The sequence below is a fragment of the Intrasporangium calvum genome (assembly GCF_028446585.1).
Classification (GTDB): domain Bacteria; phylum Actinomycetota; class Actinomycetes; order Actinomycetales; family Dermatophilaceae; genus Intrasporangium; species Intrasporangium calvum_A.
On record NZ_JAPFQL010000069.1, the window covers coordinates 1 to 19676 of the forward strand.

Annotated in this window: 17 protein-coding genes; 16 read left to right on the top strand and 1 reads right to left on the bottom strand. The window is 71.1% G+C overall.

The genetic code is table 11. The features are described 5' to 3' along the window. Positions 1–1425 (top strand): DUF5719 family protein (locus OO014_RS14570; RefSeq protein ID WP_272463053.1); only part of this gene is annotated, 1425 nt, incomplete at its 5' end. A gap of 37 nt (positions 1426–1462) precedes the next feature. On the opposite strand, the gene OO014_RS14575 is transcribed toward OO014_RS14570, so the two are convergent. After that, complete coding sequence (locus OO014_RS14575) at positions 1463–1798, bottom strand: metallopeptidase family protein (protein WP_272463054.1); 336 nt, start codon at positions 1796–1798, stop codon at positions 1463–1465. A gap of 182 nt (positions 1799–1980) precedes the next feature. Between OO014_RS14575 and OO014_RS14580 the strand changes: the two genes are divergently transcribed. The 15 genes from OO014_RS14580 (at position 1981) to secA (ending at position 19640) form a co-directional block, all read left to right on the top strand. Then, entirely contained in the window at positions 1981–2412 is a 432-nt protein-coding gene (locus tag OO014_RS14580) for a DUF3499 domain-containing protein (protein WP_272463055.1), read from the top strand. Positions 2413–2472: 60 nt separating this feature from the next. Beyond that, positions 2473–3936, top strand: a complete 1464-nt coding sequence (locus OO014_RS14585; RefSeq protein WP_272463056.1) for a phosphomannomutase/phosphoglucomutase — start codon at positions 2473–2475, stop codon at positions 3934–3936. Then, positions 3933–4121 (top strand): Trm112 family protein, encoded by a 189-nt coding sequence (locus OO014_RS14590; RefSeq protein ID WP_272463057.1) that lies wholly within the window; start codon positions 3933–3935, stop codon positions 4119–4121. Before OO014_RS14585 ends, OO014_RS14590 begins: the two co-directional genes overlap by 4 nt. Before the next feature lie 5 nt (positions 4122–4126). Beyond that, positions 4127–5266 (top strand): SIS domain-containing protein, encoded by a 1140-nt coding sequence (locus tag OO014_RS14595; RefSeq protein ID WP_272463058.1) that lies wholly within the window; start codon positions 4127–4129, stop codon positions 5264–5266. 23 nt (positions 5267–5289) lie between these two features. After that, positions 5290–6225 (top strand): DUF808 domain-containing protein, encoded by a 936-nt coding sequence (locus OO014_RS14600; RefSeq protein WP_272463059.1) that lies wholly within the window; start codon positions 5290–5292, stop codon positions 6223–6225. Between the two features lie 89 nt (positions 6226–6314). Further along, positions 6315–7751 carry an adenosylhomocysteinase gene (ahcY, locus tag OO014_RS14605; RefSeq protein ID WP_272463060.1) on the top strand — a complete coding sequence of 479 codons (1437 nt, stop codon included), beginning with the start codon at positions 6315–6317 and terminating at the stop codon, positions 7749–7751. A gap of 152 nt (positions 7752–7903) precedes the next feature. Continuing rightward, on the top strand, positions 7904–8422 hold the full coding sequence (locus tag OO014_RS14610) for a hypothetical protein (protein WP_272463061.1): 519 nt from the start codon (positions 7904–7906) through the stop codon (positions 8420–8422). 158 nt (positions 8423–8580) lie between these two features. Beyond that, positions 8581–9258, top strand: a complete 678-nt coding sequence (mtrA, locus tag OO014_RS14615; protein ID WP_272463062.1) for an MtrAB system response regulator MtrA — start codon at positions 8581–8583, stop codon at positions 9256–9258. 41 nt (positions 9259–9299) lie between these two features. Continuing rightward, positions 9300–11054 carry an MtrAB system histidine kinase MtrB gene (mtrB, locus tag OO014_RS14620; RefSeq protein ID WP_272463069.1) on the top strand — a complete coding sequence of 585 codons (1755 nt, stop codon included), beginning with the start codon at positions 9300–9302 and terminating at the stop codon, positions 11052–11054. Then, positions 11051–12910: an LpqB family beta-propeller domain-containing protein gene (locus OO014_RS14625; RefSeq protein ID WP_272463063.1), complete on the top strand. Its 1860-nt coding sequence runs from the start codon at positions 11051–11053 to the stop codon at positions 12908–12910. Before mtrB ends, OO014_RS14625 begins: the two co-directional genes overlap by 4 nt. A gap of 143 nt (positions 12911–13053) precedes the next feature. After that, complete coding sequence (locus tag OO014_RS14630) at positions 13054–13902, top strand: ComF family protein (RefSeq protein ID WP_272463064.1); 849 nt, start codon at positions 13054–13056, stop codon at positions 13900–13902. Positions 13903–13970: 68 nt separating this feature from the next. Continuing rightward, on the top strand, positions 13971–14606 hold the full coding sequence (hpf, locus tag OO014_RS14635) for a ribosome hibernation-promoting factor, HPF/YfiA family (protein WP_272463065.1): 636 nt from the start codon (positions 13971–13973) through the stop codon (positions 14604–14606). A 106-nt stretch (positions 14607–14712) separates the two neighbouring features. Then, positions 14713–15417, top strand: coding sequence for a response regulator (locus tag OO014_RS14640; RefSeq protein ID WP_272463066.1), 705 nt, complete (start codon positions 14713–14715; stop codon positions 15415–15417). Between the two features lie 10 nt (positions 15418–15427). Further along, positions 15428–16636, top strand: coding sequence for a winged helix-turn-helix domain-containing protein (locus OO014_RS14645; RefSeq protein WP_272463067.1), 1209 nt, complete (start codon positions 15428–15430; stop codon positions 16634–16636). A 184-nt stretch (positions 16637–16820) separates the two neighbouring features. Then, complete coding sequence (secA, locus tag OO014_RS14650; RefSeq protein WP_272463068.1) at positions 16821–19640, top strand: preprotein translocase subunit SecA; 2820 nt, start codon at positions 16821–16823, stop codon at positions 19638–19640. Positions 19641–19676 lie beyond the last annotated feature (36 nt).

Here is a 19676-nt window from a genome sequence, read left to right on the forward strand (position 1 = left end):
ATTGACGACACCGTCGAGCTCGCGCGCCCCAACGAGCGGACCGGGGTGCCGCAGGCCTCCGAGATGCTCGTCGAGTCGGCAGCGCTCGTCTGCCCCGGCCAGCAGCGGGTCGGAGTGCCGGGCATGCGCGACGTGCCCGGGGCGGTGCAGGTTGCTGCCTCCGGAGCGCCGGTGGACGCCCTGACCGGTCTGGGCGCGGAGGCGGCCCCGTCCGGTGCCGTCTCGCTGGTTGAGCCCGACGGCCGCGTGCAAGCCTCTGTCGCAAGGCGATTCGAGTCCGTGTCCGCCAAGGCGACAGGGGTGGGCTTCATGCTCGCAACGGGCGAGGGGAGCCTCGCCCCGGGCCTGGCCGCCGCGCAGAGCTGGTGGCACACTGGCGATGACGACCGCGGTCTTGCCGTGACCGCGTGCCAGGAGCCCGAGTCGGACGTCTGGTTGCTCGGGGGTGGCGCCGGCCCGTCGCGCACCGAGCGAGTCGTCGTCGTCAACCCCGGAGCCAACGCCGTCAGTGTGCGGGTGGAGGTCTATGGGGCCGAGGGGCCCGTCCCGGACTCTGATCGCGCGGCCCTCTCGGTCCCACCCCGCTCCCGAGTCTCCCTGTCCCTCGATGCCCTGGCGCCCGACGAGCTGCGGCCGGCGGTGCACGTGGTGGCCACGGGCGGTGTCGTGACGGCCGTGCTCAACGACGCCTGGATCGACGGTGCGACGGCCCGGGGCGTCGAGGACGCCACCGGCTCGGCTGCGCCCGCGCGCGACCTCCTCGTCCCTGCCGTCGACGCCGCACCTGGTGCGCCGGAGGCCACGGTCCTGCGCATCCTCAACCCCGGCGCCGTCGAGGCCCTCGTCCGGGCCACGGTGCTCACGGCTGACGGCGCGCGGCAGCCGGCGGAGCTGCGCGCCGTGAGAGTCGGTGCCGGTGCGACAGTGGACGTGCCGCTGACGCTCGCGGGCGGGGGAGCCGCGCTGCGCCTGACCTCCGACCAGCCGGTGACTGCTGCTGTCCTGGTGGATCGTCGTCAGGGTGGGGAGGGCGTCGAGGAGGCCCTCCGCGAGGGTGACTTCGGGTGGGCTCCGGCCCTGCCGTCGATCGACCGGATGGGTGGCGTCGTCCTCCCGGCGCAGGTGCCGCAGGGCGCCAAGCGGACCCTCCACCTCGCCGCCGGGACTGCGGGAGGCGACGTCACGGTGGTCCTCGGCGCGGGCCAGACCCAGCGACGGGTGACGTCCACCCTCGAGCCCCTGACGTCGATCGCGGTGCCCCTCGGCGACGCCGACTGGGTGTGGGTCTCGACCGCGTCACGTGACATTCGCGCCGCGGTCACCGTGGAGCTCATCCATCAGCGTGCCCCCTACTACTCCATCGTGCCGCTGCGCAGCGCGCCGACGACCGAGACCTCCGTGCCGGTGCGCCAGGTGGCGCGCTGACCACGGTCGAAGCACTCGTCGTGGCCGGGGAGGCAGGTCACTCGCCGAAGCCCGGATCCAGCTCCTCCGGGCTGACGCCCATCAACCCGGCCACCTGCTCGGTGACGATGTCGGAGACGAGGGCGGCCACGTCGCGGGGGTCGGACACCCGGGTCTCGACCGGCCGGCGATAGACGACGATCCGCGCGGGCCAGCTGCCCGTGGCCGGGAAGAGCCGGCCCAGGGGCACCTCCCGGTGCTCCCAGGGCGCAGGTCCCCGGGGGACGTCCTCCACCGCGAACTCGACGGCCGGAAACGCCCTGCCGCACGTGGCCTCCAGCCGAGCGGCGGCGTCGAGCACGTAGTCGTCGAACTGGTCGCGCCGACTCGTCATCGCGGGCACGGGAGGCCAGGCCAACGGCCCCCGCGGCCCTCGCCCGTGCCGGTCGCGCCGTGGGGACCTGGCCGTTCGGCCGGGGGCCTGTCGATGGCTGGTGCTCACATCCACACTCTAGATCGGTCACCTCGGCGTGGTGTGTCGTCACGGCCGTGGGGGCGCGACTAGAGTCCCCAATCGTGGGTCTCACACGTGGTTGCTCCAAGACGGGTTGCGCTCGCCCCGCGGTCGCCACCCTGACCTACGCCTACGCCGACCGGGCCATCGTCCTGGGCCCCCTGGCCACGTTCGCCGAGCCGCACACCTACGACCTGTGCCGTGACCACGCCGAGCGGCTCACCGCGCCGAGGGGCTGGGACGTCGTCCGGGTGGGCGGCGAGTTCGCTGACCCGGTCCTGGCCGCGGACGACCTGCTCGCGCTCGCTGACGCGGTGCGAGAGGCGGGCCGGCCCGGTTCACAGCTCTCCTCGGGCAGGGGGGCGCGGACCGGCACCGGCGGACCCCAGTCGGGGGACGTGGCGACCCCGCGCGGGCAGGCGACGGCGGAGGCTCGATCGGGGATGGTCGAGGGGCGTCGACGCGGCCACCTGCGGGTCCTCAAGGACACGTGACGCGGCGCAGCCGACGCCGACGGTGAAAGGACCGCCCAGGGGACCACTAGGGTCGTCCCCGTGCCCAGACTCTCTGACTTCGTCAAGGCGTATGACGTTCGCGGCCTCGTGCCGGAACAGCTGTCCGAGGAGGTCGCCCACGCCCTCGGCGTCGCGTTCGCGGAAGTGATCGCGCGTCCGGACGGCAAGGACCGCGTCGTCATCGGTCACGACATGCGCCCCAGCTCCCCGCAGCTGTCGGCGGCCTTCGCGGACGGGGTCTCCGAGCGCGGCGTCCACGTGACCCTCATCGGGCTGTGCTCCACGGACGGCCTGTACTACGCCAGTGGAGCCCTGGACGTGCCGGGCGCCATGTTCACGGCGAGCCACAACCCAGCCAGCTACAACGGCATCAAGCTCTGTCGCTCCGGTGCCCAGCCGGTCGGTCAGGACACCGGCCTGGCCGAGGTCCGGGATCTCGCGCAGTGGCTGCTCGACGGCGGCTCCGGACTGGGACCGGCCACGTCCGGGCGTGGTGAGCTGGAGGTGCGGGACCTGCTGGCCGAGTACGGCGCGTTCCTGCGCGGACTCGTGGACCTCAGCGGCTCGAGGCCGCTGAAGGTGGTCGTCGACGCCGGCAACGGCATGGGCGGCCTCACGGTCCCGGCGGTCCTCGGGACTGCCGCCGGCCTGCCGGCCCTCCCGCTCGACATCATCCCGCTCTACTTCGAGCTCGACGGGACCTTCCCGAACCACGAGGCCAACCCGCTCGACCCCGCGAACCTCGTCGACCTCCAGCAGGCCGTGCGCGAGCACGGCGCCGACATCGGGCTCGCCTTCGACGGGGACGCAGACCGGTGCTTCGTCGTCGACGCGGCGGGCGATCCCGTGTCGCCCAGCGCCATCACCGGACTCGTCGCCGCCCGCGAGATCGACCGGGCACGAGCTGCCGGCGACACCGAGATCGCGGTCGTCCACAACGTCATCTCCAGCGCAGCCGTCCCCGAGGTCATCCAGGAGCACGGTGCGACCCCGGTGCGGACCCGAGTCGGCCATTCGTTCATCAAGGCCGAGATGGCTCGCACGGGAGCGGTCTTCGGCGGCGAGCACTCCGCGCACTACTACTTCCGGGACTTCTGGTTCGCCGACACCGGCATGCTGGCCGCGCTGCACGTGCTCGCGGCGCTGGGCGAGCAGGACCGCCCGCTGGCCGAGCTGGCCCACGGCTTCGAGCGCTATGTGGCCTCCGGGGAGATCAACTCCGCCGTTGCCGACCAGGCCTCGATCGTGGAGCGGATCCGGGCGTGGGCGGTGGTGCGCGGGGCGAGTGTCGACGAGCTCGACGGCCTCACCGTGCGGGCTCCAGAGCCCGGCGAGCCGATGTGGTGGTTCAACGTGCGGGCGTCCAACACCGAGCCGCTGCTCCGGCTCAACGTTGAGGCGAAGGACCGTGAGACGATGACCCGGATCCGTGACGAGCTCCTCGGGCTCATCCGGAGCAGGGCCACTTCAGCCGGAGACCAGCAGGAGGAGCGTTCGGAATGACGAATGAGACCATGGAGCCTTGGCTGCGCGAGATCCTGCGCTGCCCCCGCTGCAAGGGTGTCCTGAGCGACGCAGCAGGGCCGAAGTCGCCTGAGCTGCAGTGCCCGCAGTGCCGCCTCGGCTATCCCGTCGAGGACGGGGTGCCGGTGCTGCTCGTCGACCTGGCCCGCCCGCTGGGCGACTGACTCTCGTGTTTGACGAGGCCCGGCTCGACGACGTCGAGGCGCTCGAGCGCCTCGACACCCGTGGCAGCCTGCGCGCCCTGGCCGGAGCCGGTGCGAGCGTGCGGACCGCCCTGCACCGGTCCGAGGAGGCCGGTCTGGAGCGCCTGGCCGATCTCCAGCCGCGCGCAGTCGTCGTGGCTGCGGCCGGGGGATCGGCCTGCGTGGCAGAGCTCTTCGAGGCCATCGCACGCAGCGGCGGGGCCATCCCGGTCCAGAGCTGCACGAGCGCCCCGCTGCCCGGTTGGGTCGGGACCCTCGACCTCGTCGTCGCGGTGTCGCAGTCCGGGCGAGCAGCCGGCCCCTTGGCGCTGGCGGCGGAGGCCGCCCGGCGCGGGGCGATGCTGTTGACCATCGGTGCGCCGGACTCGCCACTGGCCGAGATCAGCGCGCGATCCCGGGGCATCCACGTTCCCCTCGCGGTGCCGGGGTCGTCGTCGCGCACCGCGATGTGGGCCCACGCCACCCCGCTGCTCGTGGCCGCCGACGCCCTGGGCCTCTCCTCGATCTCCACCGCCACGGTGTCGGCCCTGGCCGACGAGCTGGACCGGCGGGCGCAGGAGGTGGGTCCGGCCGCTGCGTCCTTCGAGAACCAGGCCAAGACCCTCGCCATCGACGTGGCCGAGTCCGCGCCGATCATCCTCGGGTCGGGTCACCTCGGCGCGGTCGCCGCCCGTCGGGCCGTGGCCATGCTCGGCCGCACGGGTCGCGTGCCGGTCGCCTTCGGAGTCCTGCCTGACTCGGCGAGCCAGATCGTCGCGTGCTTCGACGGTCCACTGGCCGGCGGTGAGTCCGACGGCACCGACGACATCTTCGCCGACCCCTACCTCGACGGCCCGCAGCGTCCGCCCCTGCGGCTGGTGATGCTCCGGCACGCCTCCGACGCCGGGACGGAGCTCCAGGTGCTCGCAGACCGCGTCGTGGCCGCGGCCGAGGACGCGGGCGTCCGGGTGTCCCTCGTCGACGCCGAGTCGGACGACCCGCTGCTCCGAGTGGCCTCCCACGTCGCGCTCACCGACTTCGCCGCGACCTATCTGGCCCTCGGGCAGGGCTACGACCCGGCCACCTCGCCGCACGTGCGGCTGCTGAGCGACATCCCCGAGGACTGAGGCCGCCCCCTACGATGTAGCCCATGGCAGGTGGACTGGTCGCACTCCTCGACGACGTTGCGGCGCTGGTGAAGCTCGCGGCCGCGTCGATCGACGACGTCGGGGCGGCCGCTGCGCGCGCCGGCGCGAAGGCCACCGGGGTCGTGGTCGACGACACCGCGGTGACACCGCGCTACGTCCAGGGGCTCAAGCCCGAGCGTGAGCTGCCGATCATCAAGCGGATCGCCGTCGGGTCGCTCCGCAACAAGCTGCTGGTGATCCTGCCCGTGATCATGCTGCTCAGCCAGTTCCTGCCCTGGTTGCTCACCCCGATCCTCATGCTCGGTGGCACCTACCTGGCCTACGAGGGGGCGGAGAAGGTCTGGGAGGCGATCTCCGGGCACCACGAGGACGAGCTGCCCGCCGCCGTCGACGAGGCCCAGGAGGACACCGTCGTCTCCGGTGCCGTCCGCACGGACTTCATCCTCTCCGCCGAGATCATGGTCATCGCGCTCAACGAGGTCGCCGACGAGGCGTTCGTCTCGCGCCTGGCCATCCTCATCGTCGTCGCCCTGCTCATCACCGCCCTCGTCTACGGCGTCGTCGCGCTGATCGTGAAGATGGACGACCTGGGTCTCAGGCTCTCCGAGCGCGACTCGTCCACGTCGCAGACGATCGGCCGAGCGCTGGTCAAGGGGATGCCGACCCTGCTCAGCGTCCTGTCGACGGTCGGCATCGCGGCCATGCTGTGGGTGGGCGGCCACATCCTCCTCGTCGGCATCGACGAGCTCGGGTGGCACGCCCTCTACGACGTCGTCCACCACCTCGAGGAAGGCGTCCGCAGCGTGGCCGGCCTGGGCGGTCTCCTGGCCTGGCTCGTCAACACCGTGGCGTCGGCGCTGCTCGGCCTGGTCGTCGGGGCCTTCGTGGTGGCGATCATGCACGTGGTCCCGCGGCGACGTGGAGCCGCGGCCCACTGACGGTAGAATCGGTCACTCCGGCGTGGGTGACGACCCGCGAGACCCAGAGGGGCGCGCCGGGTCAGCACACCCAACCGAGGAGATCTTCCATGTCCTTCGACCACAAGGTGGCCGACCTCAGCCTCGCCGCCGCCGGGCGGCATCAGCTCCGGCTCGCCGAGCACGAGATGCCGGGCCTGATGGCCCTGCGCGCGGAATACGCCGACAGCCAGCCCCTCAAGGGGGCCCGCATCGCCGGTTCCCTCCACATGACCGTGCAGACCGCGGTCCTCATCGAGACCCTGACGGCTCTCGGCGCGGAGGTCCGCTGGGCCTCGTGCAACATCTTCTCCACCCAGGACGAGGCGGCCGCTGCCGTGGTCGTCGGTCCCGATGGCACCCCTGACGACCCGAAGGGTGTCCCGGTCTTCGCCTGGAAGGGGGAGACCTTGGAGGAGTACTGGTGGTGCACCGACCAGGTGCTCACCTGGCCGGGTGCGGGTGGTCCCAACATGATCCTCGACGACGGCGGCGACGCGACGATGCTCGTCCACAAGGGCGTCGAGTGGGAGGCCGCGGGTCAGGTGCCCGCGACGACCGAGGAGGACTCCGAGGAGTTCGGTGTCTTCAAGGAGCTGGTGCGTCGGACGCTCAGCACCGACCCGCAGAAGTGGACGACCATCGCTGCCGGGATCAAGGGCGTCACGGAGGAGACGACGACGGGCGTCCACCGGCTCTACCAGCTGGCCGAGACGGGCGACCTGCTCTTCCCGGCGATCAACGTCAACGACTCCGTCACCAAGAGCAAGTTCGACAACAAGTACGGCTGCCGTCACTCGCTCATCGACGGGCTGAACCGCGCCACCGATGTGCTCATCGGCGGCAAGATGGCCGTCGTCTGCGGCTACGGCGACGTCGGCAAGGGCTGCGCGCAGTCCCTCGCCGGCCAGGGCGCCCGGGTCGTCGTCACGGAGGTCGACCCGATCTGTGCGCTCCAGGCCGCGATGGAGGGCTTCCAGGTGCTGCGCCTCGAGGACGTCGTGGGCCAGGCCGACATCTTCATCACGACGACCGGCTGCTACGACGTCATCACGGCCGAGCACATGACGCAGATGAAGGACAAGGCGATCGTCGCCAACATCGGCCACTTCGACAACGAGATCGACATGGCCGGCCTCGCGCGCGTCCCCGGGGTCACCAAGACCGAGATCAAGCCGCAGGTCCACGAGTGGACCTTCGACAACGGCCGGAGCATCATCGTCCTGTCCGAGGGCCGTCTGATGAACCTCGGCAACGCCACCGGCCACCCCAGCTTCGTGATGAGCAACAGCTTCTCCAACCAGACGATCGCGCAGATCGAGCTCTTCACCAAGAACGACGCCTACGACAAGCAGGTCTACACGCTGCCCAAGGTGCTCGACGAGAAGGTGGCCCGGCTGCACCTCGACGCGCTCGGCGTCCGCCTCACCGAGCTCTCCAAGGGCCAGGCCGAGTACCTCGGTGTCGACGTCGCAGGTCCGTTCAAGCCCGAGCACTACCGCTACTGACCCGCACCGGTCCGCCCGGAGCAGTCCGCAGTACGCATGCCAGCCACCCACATGACGTATGCCGCTGAGCGCGCCGAGCCCAGCGGCATACGTCATGCTGTGGTGTCGTCGACACCCGCGCGGTGACCGGCGCGCACGAAAGGAACGCCACGATGAGGAAGCACGTCGTCACGTCGGTCGCGCTCGGACTGACCCTGACGCTCGGGGGCTGCGCCACGCTCGAGGAGGCGCTGATGAGCCCCGGCCCCCTGGTCACGGCTCGCCCACCGGCCACGGGCCCCTCCTCGACAGGGACGGCAACGGGCAGCCCGACCGACACGGCCACCGAGCCACTGGTCGACCAGAGCACGCCGGAGGCGGCGATGGAGTCCTGGCTCAGGGCGCTCGTGGCCGGCGACGGCGAGGCCGTCTGCGCGCTCATGGCCACCGACGGCCGCGCGGTCGCCGGCATCAAGGGAGCCGCGGAGACCTGCGGGGAGTCCCTCACGCCCCTGCTCAGCTCGCTCAGCGAGCTCGGTGGCATGTTCGAGGACATCGAGATCGTCGGGGCGACGGTGGTGGACGACCTGGCGACATTCGAGGCGGCGACCACCCGACCCGCGTTGGCGGCCCAGGTGATTCACCGGTTCAAGGCCGTGAAGATCAAGTGGAAGTGGTACGTGACGGACTGACGCCCGCGCCGGACGGCTCGTGGTCCACCGACGGGCGGACCGAGCCGGCCCGGCGGGGTCGCCCGGCCCGGAGCTCGACCGCACGGGTGACCGCCCGTGCTGTGTGATGATGTCGCCATGAGCTGCGGTCCCGCCCGGGACCGCGAAGGGAGTAGGACGTGAAGGGTCGGGTTCTGGTCGTCGACGACGACCTCGCGCTCGCCGAGATGCTCAGCATCGTGCTGCGCAACGAAGGTCTCGAGGTGACGCACGTGGCCGACGGCGGAGATGCCGTCGCCGCCTTCCGCGAGTCCCGCCCGGACCTCGTCCTTCTCGACGTCATGCTGCCCGGGCTCGACGGCATGGAGGTGTGCCGGCGCATCCGGGCCGAGAGCGGTGTCCCCATCGTCATGCTGACGGCGCGCACCGACACGGTCGATGTCGTCGTCGGGCTCGAGTCCGGCGCCGACGACTACGTCGTCAAGCCGTTCAAGCCGCAGGAGCTCATCGCGCGGATCCGGGCCCGCCTGCGTCGCGGTGACGAGCCGGCCCCGGAGAAGCTGGCCATCGGTGACCTCGACATCGACGTCGCGGGGCACTCCGTCAAGCGGGACGGCAAGCCGCTGTCCCTCACGCCGCTCGAGTTCGACCTGCTCGTCGCCTTGGCCCGCAAGCCGTGGCAGGTCTTCACCCGAGAGGTCCTGCTCGAGCAGGTGTGGGGCTACCGGCACGCGGGTGACACGCGTCTGGTCAACGTCCACGTCCAACGGCTCCGGTCGAAGATCGAGCACGATCCCGAGCACCCCGAGATCGTCGTCACGGTGCGCGGCGTCGGCTACAAGGCCGGTCCGGCCTGACGCCGACGCGCCGGCGCCTCGAGGGGGCCCGAGTGAACGAGATGGTCGAGATGGCTGAGGCCGGCCGTGCCGGACGGCACCGGCCCCGACGACCACGTCCGGGCCAGCTGGTCGGCGAGCTGTGGCGTCGACCGCTTCGGCTCTGGCGAGCCTCGCTCGGCTTCCGGGTCGTCGTCGCGACGATGCTGCTCGGCATCCTCGTGCTGACGGCCGTCGGCACGTATCTCTACGGCTCCATCGCGCAGGGCCTCGTCGACGGTCGGCAGCGGATCGCCGCGCTCGACTCGCAGCGAGACGCGAAGGACACCCAGAACTACTTCCAGTACACCGACAAGGTGGGCTCGACGGCAGAGGTCAGCCAGGGTGCGACGGACCAGATCCGGTCCCTGCAACGGGACAGCGGCACCGAGGTGCGCTACGTGGTCCTGGCCCGCCTCGAGACCAACGACAATCCCAACATCATCGGCCCGATCGAGAGCGGCGCCGTCGGAGCGCGGTTCATCCCCGCCGAGCTGTCCCGGGCCGTGGCGGACAACCCCGACCGCCAACAGATCCAGATCACCACGATCGAGCAGGGGGAGGGCACCGTCTCGGCACTCGTCGTGGGCCAGCAGGTGGCGCTGCCCGTCGTCGGACAGTACGGCCTCTACTTCGTCTACCCGATGCAGCGCGAGCGCGACATCATCAACCTCGTCGGGCGGACGTTCCTGTTCGGCGGGATCGCGCTCATCCTTCTCGTCGGGGCGGTCGCCTTCGTGGTGACGCGGCTCGTCGCCGACCCGGTGCGTCGCGCTGCGCTCGTCGCTGAGCGGTTCGCGGAGGGCAAGCTCAACGAGCGCATGCGTGCCCGCGGCGAGGATGACCTGGCCAGGCTCGGCAACTCGTTCAACGCCATGGCCGCCTCGATCCAGCAGCAGATCGCCCAGCTCGAGAACCTCTCCAGGGTGCAGCAGCGGTTCGTCTCCGACGTCTCCCACGAGCTGCGCACACCCCTGACCACGATCCGCATGGCGGCAGACCTGATCCACGGCTCGAGGGCCGGCTTCGACCCCACCGTGGCCCGGTCGGCTGAGCTCCTCATGGGGGAGCTCGACCGGTTCGAGTCACTCCTGACGGACCTGCTCGAGATCTCCCGATTCGATGCGGGCGCCGCCGTCCTCGACCTGGAGGCCAACGACCTGCGGGGTTGTGTCGAGCGGGTGCTGGACGCGCACCGGGCCCTGGCGCAGCGCAAGGGCTCCGAGCTGGTCGTCCACCAGCCGGCCGTTCCCGTCGTCGCCGAGATGGACACCCGCCGGATCGAGCGCGTCCTGCGCAACCTCGTCGCCAACGCCATCGAGCACGGCGAGGGCCGGCCGGTCGAGGTGACTCTCGGCGCCAACGACTCAGCCGTCGCGGTGACCGTCCGGGACCACGGGGTAGGTCTGCGCCCCGGCGAGGCTGCCCTGGTGTTCACCCGCTTCTGGCGAGCGGACCCGGCCCGCACCCGGACGACCGGGGGCACCGGGCTGGGACTGGCCATCTCTCTGGAGGACGCCAGGTTGCACGCCGGCCGTCTGGAGGCGTGGGGGGCCCCAGGCGAAGGGTCCTGCTTCCGGCTGACCCTGCCGCGGCACGCGGACGCGACGATCACCGGGTCGCCGCTGCCCCTGAGCCCGCTCGCCGTGGAAGCCGGCCGGGACGCCGTCGACGTCGACGACTCAAGCGGGGTCCCGCGGCGCACGAGTGAGGACACCGTCAAGCTGCGCCGGATCACCCGGGCCGAGGCCTCGAGTGGCCGGGAGCGACCGAGATGATCCCGGCGCTGCGCCGGCTCGCCACCGGCTCGGCCCGCCGGATGGCCCGAGCCGTCGGGGCCACCCTGCTGGTGGCGGCCACCACGGCCGCATGCTCCGGGCTTCCCGATTCGAGCACGGTCACCGACGGTCGGCGCCTGGACGAGCCGATCAACGAGCAGATCCGGATCGCGGCCCAGGCCCCGGTCCCCGGGGCCTCTCCCGAGCAGATCGCGCGCGGCTTCATCCGGGCCGGTGAGGACCAGGGCGAGACCCACGCGACGGCCAAGGGATACCTCACCCACTCCTCGGTCGACCTGTGGCGCTGGGCGGCCCAGGAGACCGTGATCTACAACCGCGCCAGCGATCTGCAGGTCCGTCGCACCGGCGACAGCTCCATCGAGGTGCGCGTGGCCCCGGTGGGGATGCTCTCGACGGATGGACGCTACCGGGATGTGGCACCCGGCACGGTGGTGCGGGCGGTGTTCGGGCTGAGCCGCGTGGCTGGGGAGTGGCGCCTCGAGCTCCCGCGTGAGGGGTTCGGGCTGTGGCTCGAGGCGAGCGCCTTCGACAACCTCTACGTCGCCGCCCCCATCCACTTCGTCACGCTGTCCGGACGCGAGCTCATCCCCGACACCCGGTGGTTCCTCAAGGGACCTCGGCTCGCGACGAGCCTCGCGCGGGCCCAGCTCGAGCCCGTGCCACCGCACCTCGCCGGGGCCGTCAAGAGCGGCTTCCCGGCCAGCACGCGTCTGGCGGTGAACTCCGTGCCCGTCGAGGCCGGCCACGCCCAGGTCGACCTCAGCGCCGCCGCGCTCTCGGCCGGGGCAGAGGACCGTCGCGCCATGTGGGCGCAGCTGTCCGCGACGCTCACCCGCGCGTTCGTGACGTCCATCTCGGTGTCGGTCGAGGGGACCCAGCTCGAGCTGCCCGGCCTCGGTACGACTCTGACCGCCCCACAGGACGTGGGTTACGGCTTCACCTCTCCCATCCTGTCCGACTCCGCGCTCCTGCGCACCGCCGACACCTTCAGACGGATCAACCCGTTCTTCATCCCCGACGACGCCAAGGCGCAAGGCCGGCGGGGGACGGAGTCGCTCAAGCCGGACGACCCCACGAGGATGCCGGTGGGCTGGGTGCGGCTGTCCCTGTCCCGCGACGAGAAGCAGGTCGCGGCGGTGGGAGGGGACCTGGAGGAGGTCTCCATCTGGCCCGCGGGGGAGGAACCCCTCCACTTCAGAGAGGACTGGAGCGGTCTCGTCCGGCCGTCCTACGACCGGGACCAGTACCTGTGGATTGCCGGGCGCGGGCCGCAAGGTCCGGCGGTGTGGGCCCTGAACACGTCGTCCCTCGTGCCCACCCCGGAGCCGCAGCCGCTCGACGTGCCCTGGCTCGGCGAGGACGAGGTGGTTGCCCTGACGATCTCGGCGGACGGCACCCGCGCTCTGGTCATCACGAGGAGCCCCGCGTCAGGAGCCGAACGGCTGCTCGTCACCGGGGTCGTCCGGGAGCGCGGCGGCCGGCCCGTGGCGCTGGCCGAGCCGATGGCACAGGCCCAGCCGCTCGAGGCGCTCGAGGATGTCGTGTGGCTCGATGCCGAGTCCTTCGCCGTCCTCGGTCGGCTGGCCGACGACGACGGCACCCGTCCCTGGATCGGACGCGTCGGTGTGGGCCTGGACGGCCTTCGAGTGCGTTACGGGCAGACCGACCCCAGCCGTGAGCGCCTCGAGCCGGTTCCGGGTGCGCGGGCGATCACCACGGCGGGTGGCCTGCGCGGCCTGATCTGCCTGACGGACGACGGCGACGTGCGAGCCAAGGCCGGCCTGAGCTGGCGATCGATCGCCACCGGCTCAGACCTGCTCCTGCCGGGGCGCTGAGGCATCGCCGTCCCCGCCTCTGGGAAGGCCCTGACGCCGTCGAGCTGGTCCGCTGTCCACAACCCCGTCGCTGATCGGGGCGTGCTGCACAGCCTCGTCCGGGTCTCTCGCGGGACGGGTGCCAAGAGGGTGGGATGGGGGACATGAGCCGCCTCGTTCCACGCCTGCTCGACCTCGTGCTCCCGCTCGAGTGCGCGGCCTGCGGCCGCCCCGGCGCCGCGTGGTGCCGCAGATGCTCGCTGGCGCTGGCCCGGGCTCGCCTCCAGCCTGACCTGAGCCGGGTGTATCCAGATCCGTGCCCGCCGGGACTGCCGCCCAGCCATGCCTGGGGGCGCTACGCCGGCCCGCTGCGCGCCGCCATCCGGGCCTGGAAGGACGGCGGTCGCCGGGACCTGGACGGGGGGCTGGCCCGGCTGCTCGGGGCGGCCATGGCCGCCGCCCTCCGCGAGTCTCCCTGGCCCGAAGCGGACCGTGGCCTGCTCATCCCGATCCCCTCGTCCCGCGCTGCTGAACGGCTCCGCGGTGACCGACCGCTCGCCCGGGTCGCCGGGCGGGCGCTGACGCACCTCGAACGCTCAGGCGCTCACGACCCGCAAGGGCCAGCAGGCCAGTGGCTCACCGGGCCGGTCCTCGCGCTGAGGCACCGGAGAGGGGTCGCGGACCAGGCCGGCCTCGACGCCCGTGAGCGGGTCGCCAACCTCCACGCGGCCATGGTGGTGACGCCCCGTGCGAGGCAGCTCGTGCGGAGCCACCCCTGCCTCCTCGTCGACGACGTGATGACCACGGGCAGCACTCTCGTCGAGGCCACGAGGGCCCTGCGACAGGCGGGAGCACGGGACGTGCGAGCTGCGGTCATCGCCGCGACCCCCCGCCTTCCCACAGCCGACGTGGCGAAGTACTGTCATCAAAAGAGCCCCGGACCCGGGGACGGCGTCATCCGGACGACCGTGACCTCGGGGGCCTGTTCGAGGGAAGGGGTGGTGCCGAGGTGATGCGTGGGCCTGTCCCGGGCCCCTGAGCAACAGCACTGAGCGCCCCTGAGCGCGATCAAGGAGGAACCGTGGAGATTGTCGTGACTGGACGCCACGTCCAGGTCCCTGACCGATTCCGTCAGCTGCTGAACGAGCGACTGGCCAAGGTGCCGTCGCTGGCCCCGAAGATCCATCGAGTCGATGTGGTGGTGACGCACGAGCGAGTCGCGCGTGGGCGCGGGTCGGAACGCGTCGAGATCACCTGCCGCGCAAAGGGACCCGTGATCCGGGCCGAAGCGGCGCTCGATGACAAGTACGCATCGCTCGACGCAGCAGTCGACAAGCTCATGGAGAGGCTTCGCAGGGTCAACGACAAGCGCCGCGTGAGCCGAGGCCGCCGAGTGCCCGAGTCCGTCGCACAGGCCACTGCACGCATCGACACCAGCGACGGCGCTGCCGGGACGGGCGCGGAGGAAGGCGGCGCGGAGGAGACCGACCGCTTCGGCGCGGTGGGCAACTCGCCGATCGAGGTCCGCGAGAAGGTCCACACCGCGGCCCCCATGTCGCTCGAGGACGCGGTCAACCAGATGGAGCTCGTCGGCCACGACTTCTTCCTCTTCCACGACGTCGACACCGACCAGCCCAGCGTGGTCTACCGTCGACGCGGTTGGAGCTACGGCGTGCTGCACCTCGAGACGGAGGCGGCCGTGGCCGCCACTGGCTGACCCGCCACGACTCTCGGCAGGGGCGCCCACCGCACTGGCGGTGGGCGCCCCTGCCCATGTGGGGCGCTGCCGCCGCAGCGTCGGTGTGCCCTGCCAAGATGAACGGGTGAACGACGCCACCGGTGTGACGCCACCAGACGTGATCCGAGTCCTCATCGTCGACGACCATGCGCTCTACCGCCGCGGCCTGCAGACGGTCCTTGCCACTGAGGACGGGATCGACGTGGTCGGGGAGGCGGCGGACGGCAACGAGGCCGTCAGCGTGGCCGAGGAGACCTTGCCCGACGTCATCGTCATGGACGTGGGCATGCCAAAGCGAGGCGGGATCGAGGCCTGCCGGCTCATCAAGCAGCGCATCCCCTCGGCCCGCATCATCATGCTGACCAGCTCGGACGACGAGGAGAACCTCTTCGAGGCGGTGCGGGCAGGCGCCAATGGCTACCTGCTCAAGGACGTCCCCCCCGAGGAGGTGGCGGCCGGCATCCGGGGCGTCCACCACGGCCAGTCCCTGATCTCCCCCATGATGGCCTCCAAGCTGCTCCAGGAGTTCGCCCAGATGAGCCGCAACGACAGCGTCGTTCCGGCCCCGACCCCCGAGCTCGAGCTGCCCCGGCTCACCGAGCGCGAACTCGGCATCCTGCGGCTGGTCGCCCGCGGACGGCTCAACCGAGAGATCGCCAGAGAGCTCTACATCTCGGAGAACACCGTCCGGAACCACATCCGCAACATCCTCGACAAGCTCCAGATGCACTCCCGGATGGAAGCGGCGATGTATGCCGTCCGCCAGCGGCTCATCGAGCCGGGGGAGTGACCGGACCGCCATGCACCCAGGCCCCGTCCGGAGGCTGACCCGCGCCCAGGCCCGACGCATCGCCATCGTGGCGCAAGGGTTCCTGGACCCGCGTCCCGAGCCCTTCGCGGCGACGATGCGGCACGTCCAACGGGTCATCGACCGGGTCGGGGTCATCCAGATCGACAGTGTCAACGTGGTGGCCCGCAGTCACTACCTCCCGTTCTTCTCACGCCTCGGCCCCTACGACCGGGCACTGGTCGACCGTGCGCGCGACCGCGCTCCCCGCCGCCTCGTGGAGTACTGGGCGCACGAGGCGAGCCTCATCCCTCCGGAGACCTGGCCACTGCTCGACCATCGGATGCGCCGGGCCGAGCAGGACGCGTGGGGCTCGATCCGCCGGGTCGTCCAGGAGCGACCGGACTTCGTGGACGTCGTCCAGGCGGAGGTGGAGGCCAGGGGCCCGATGACGGCCCGCGAGGTCGAGCGAGCCCTGGAGCACGACCGGCCCCGGGAGCGGGACAACTGGGGATGGAACTGGTCCGAGGTCAAGCAGGCTCTCGAGTACCTCTTCTGGGCCGGGCGCATCAGCTCCTCCGGACGCACCACTCAGTTCGAGCGCCGCTACGCCGCCCTGGCGGTCACGCCGCCCCCACGACTCCGGAGCACCTGGCTCGAGCGACCCGGACCGGAGGAGGACCCGCAGCGTTTTCTCGAACTCGTGCGGATCGCCGCGAAAGCCCACGGGGTCGGCACCGAGCTCTGCCTGGCCGACTACTTCCGGATGAGCCGGGCCGACACCCGCCGGGCGATCGCCCGGCTCGAGGCCGACGGCGAGCTCATCCCCGTGGAGGTGCCCGGCTGGCGACCGGCCTGGCTGCACGCGGCGGCACGGGTCCCACGGCGGGTGCACGCCGAGGCCCTGCTCAGCCCGTTCGACTCCCTGGTCTGGCAACGAGACCGGATCCACGACCTCTTCGACTTCCACTACCGCCTCGAGATCTACACCCCGTCCCACAAGCGGGTGCACGGCTACTACGTCCTGCCCTTCCTGCACGGTGACGCCCTCGTCGCTCGCTGCGACCTCAAGGCCGATCGAGCCGCCGGGGTGCTGCGCTGCCACGCCGTCACCTGGGAACCCGAGGCGCCGGCCGAGGCGCGACCTGCCCTGGAGCGCAACCTCGAGCAGATGGCGCAGTGGCTGGGACTGCGCCCCGGCGCCGGGACGCGGGGCCCGTGAACCGAGCCCAGCGGCATACGACCGGGTTCTGGTGCTGCTCCCTCGGGAACTTCGCCGCGCGCACGGTCCGTTGGTGGGGAAGGCCAGGCTACGACTAGCCTAGGCAGGTCCCGTGACGAGCACGGGTGATCGTGCCCGCCCATCGGCGGGTGGCATGACGTTGAGTCGGGAGTGAGTACGCACCATGGTCTTGGGCATCGACAAGCTGCTCCGCGCGGGCGAGGGCAGGACCCTCAAGAAGCTCCACAACATCGCCGAGCAGGTCAACGCCCTCGAGGCCGACTTCGAGAAGCTGACGGACGAGGAGCTGCGCGAGGAGACGCCGAACTTCCGCAAGCGTCTCGACGCCGGTGAGAGCCTCGATGACCTGCTCCCCGAGGCCTTCGCCGCCGTCCGCGAGGCGAGCAAGCGCACCCTGGGCAAGCGTCACTTCGACGTCCAGCTCATGGGTGGCGCCGCCCTGCACCTCGGCAACGTCGCCGAGATGAAGACCGGTGAGGGCAAGACCCTGGTCGCCACCCTCCCCTCCTACCTCAACGCCCTGACCGGCAAGGGCGTCCACGTCATCACGGTCAACGACTACCTCGCTGAGTACCAGTCCGAGCTGATGGGCCGGATCCACCGCGCCCTCGGCCTCGAGACCGGCTGCATCCTGTCCTCGATGACCCCGGAGCAGCGCCGCGCCGAGTACGCCAAGGACATCACCTACGGCACCAACAACGAGTTCGGCTTCGACTACCTGCGCGACAACATGGCGTGGGAGCCCTCCGAGCTGGTCCAGCGTGGCCACCACTTCGCCATCGTCGACGAGGTGGACTCCATCCTCATCGACGAGGCCCGCACCCCCCTGATCATCTCCGGCCCGGCGGACCTCGCCACCAAGTGGTACGTCGAGTTCGCCCGGATCGCGGCCCGGCTCAACCGGGGCGAGGACGGGCGCGGCGACTACGAGGTCGACGAGAAGAAGCGCACCGTCGGGGTGCTGGAGGGCGGCATCGCGCGCGTCGAGGACCTGCTCGGCATCGACAACCTCTACGACACGGTCAACACCCCGCTCATCGGCTACCTCAACAACTCCATCAAGGCGAAGGAGCTGTTCAAGCGCGACAAGGACTACGTCATCATGAACGGCGAGGTCCTCATCGTCGACGAGCACACGGGCCGCATGCTGCCCGGCCGTCGCTACAACGAGGGGATGCACCAGGCGATCGAGGCGAAAGAGGGCGTCGAGATCAAGAACGAGAACCAGACGCTCGCCACGATCACCCTCCAGAACTACTTCCGCATGTACGACAAGCTCTCGGGCATGACGGGCACCGCCCAGACCGAGGCTGCCGAGCTCAACTCCATCTACAAGCTCGGCGTCATCCCGATCCCGACCAACAAGCCGATGATCCGCAAGGACCAGGCCGACCTCGTCTACCGCACCGAGGTCGCCAAGTTCAACGCCGTCGTCGACGACATCGTCGAGCGACACACTCTCGGCCAGCCCGTCCTCGTCGGCACCACGTCAGTCGAGAAGAGCGAGTACCTCTCGCAGCAGCTCAAGAAGCGTGGCGTCAAGCACGAGGTGCTCAACGCCAAGCAGCACGAGCGAGAAGCCGCCATCGTCGCCGAGGCCGGGCGCAGGGGCGCCGTCACGGTCGCCACCAACATGGCCGGCCGAGGCACCGACATCATGCTCGGCGGGAACTCCGAGTTCCGGGCCGTGGCGGAGCTCAAGCGCCGCGGTCTCGACCCGGTCGAGACCCCGGATGACTACGAGGCGGCCTGGGACGCGGCCCTGGCCGAAGCCGAGTCCGCGGTTGCCTCGGAGCACGAGGAGGTGACGGCCCTCGGTGGCCTCTACGTCCTCGGCACCGAGCGGCACGAGTCCCGCCGGATCGACAACCAGCTCCGCGGACGCTCCGGCCGCCAGGGCGACCCGGGGGAGTCGCGGTTCTACTTGTCGCTCCAGGACGACCTGATGCGGTTGTTCAACGCCGCCCTGGTCGACCGGTTCATGGTGTCGGCCGGCATGGAGGACGACCAGCCGATCGAGTCCAAGATGGTCACGAACTCCATCCAGAAGGCCCAAGGGGCCGTCGAGGCGCAGAACTACGAGATTCGCAAGAACGTCCTCAAGTACGACGACGTCATGAACCGCCAGCGCCAGGTGATCTACGAGGAGCGCCGCGCGGTGCTCGAGGGGCAGGACCTGCACGAACAGCTGCGGATGTTCGTCAACGACGTCGTGGGCGGCTACGTCGACGCCGCGACGGCCGAAGGGTTTGCGGGTGACTGGGACCTGGAGCGACTCTGGGAGGCGCTGCGTCAGGTCTACCCGGTCACGCTGACGATCGACCAGGTCGAGGAGATCGCTGGCGGCCGCAACGCGATCAGCGCCGACTTCCTGCGCGAGCAGCTCATGTCGGACGCGCACCACGCCTACGACCGGCGGGAGGAGACTCTCGGGCCCGACACGATGCGGGAGGTCGAGCGCAGGGTCGTGCTCTCGGTGCTCGACCGCAAGTGGCGCGAGCACCTCTACGAGATGGACTACCTCCAGGAGGGCATCGGCCTGCGCGCGATGGCGCAGCGTGACCCCCTGATCGAGTACCAGCGCGAGGGCTTCCAGCTGTTCGAGGCGATGATGGACGCCATCAAGGAGGAGTCCGTCTCCCACATCTTCTCGGTCCAGGTCGAGGTGAGCCCACCGGCTCCTCAGGTCGGGGCGGCCCCCGTCGCGGTGGGGGACCTCATGGGTGGACTCGCCGCTGCTGCGGCCGCCCAGCCTGCGGCGAGTGGTGCCGGAGCGGCTACGGGGGCACCGGCGACCCCCGCGGGCGATGCGGCTGCGGGCCTCAAGGTGTCCGGTGTGGATCTCGCCGAGGCCGCGCAGCGGCCGGCGGCGCTGCGCTACAGCGCCCCGGGCGAGGACGGCCGAGCCGTGGAGATGAGCCAAGAGCCGGTCGAGCGCAAGGCCGACCGCCGCGGCAAGAAGGTCAAGCGGCGTCGTCGCTGAACTGGTCGCCGGCCGTCCTGGCCGGCATACGTGGAG

Coding starts and splice junctions, on each gene's coding strand:
- OO014_RS14625 (WP_272463063.1), top strand. CDS start 11,051: ATGATCCCGGCGCTGCGCCGGCTCGCCACCGGCTCGGCCCGCCGGATG.
- OO014_RS14610 (WP_272463061.1), top strand. CDS start 7,904: ATGAGGAAGCACGTCGTCACGTCGGTCGCGCTCGGACTGACCCTGACG.
- mtrB (WP_272463069.1), top strand. CDS start 9,300: ATGGTCGAGATGGCTGAGGCCGGCCGTGCCGGACGGCACCGGCCCCGA.
- OO014_RS14645 (WP_272463067.1), top strand. CDS start 15,428: ATGCACCCAGGCCCCGTCCGGAGGCTGACCCGCGCCCAGGCCCGACGC.
- ahcY (WP_272463060.1), top strand. CDS start 6,315: ATGTCCTTCGACCACAAGGTGGCCGACCTCAGCCTCGCCGCCGCCGGG.
- OO014_RS14600 (WP_272463059.1), top strand. CDS start 5,290: ATGGCAGGTGGACTGGTCGCACTCCTCGACGACGTTGCGGCGCTGGTG.
- OO014_RS14630 (WP_272463064.1), top strand. CDS start 13,054: ATGAGCCGCCTCGTTCCACGCCTGCTCGACCTCGTGCTCCCGCTCGAG.
- OO014_RS14575 (WP_272463054.1), bottom strand. CDS start 1,798: ATGACGAGTCGGCGCGACCAGTTCGACGACTACGTGCTCGACGCCGCC.
- OO014_RS14590 (WP_272463057.1), top strand. CDS start 3,933: ATGACGAATGAGACCATGGAGCCTTGGCTGCGCGAGATCCTGCGCTGC.
- secA (WP_272463068.1), top strand. CDS start 16,821: ATGGTCTTGGGCATCGACAAGCTGCTCCGCGCGGGCGAGGGCAGGACC.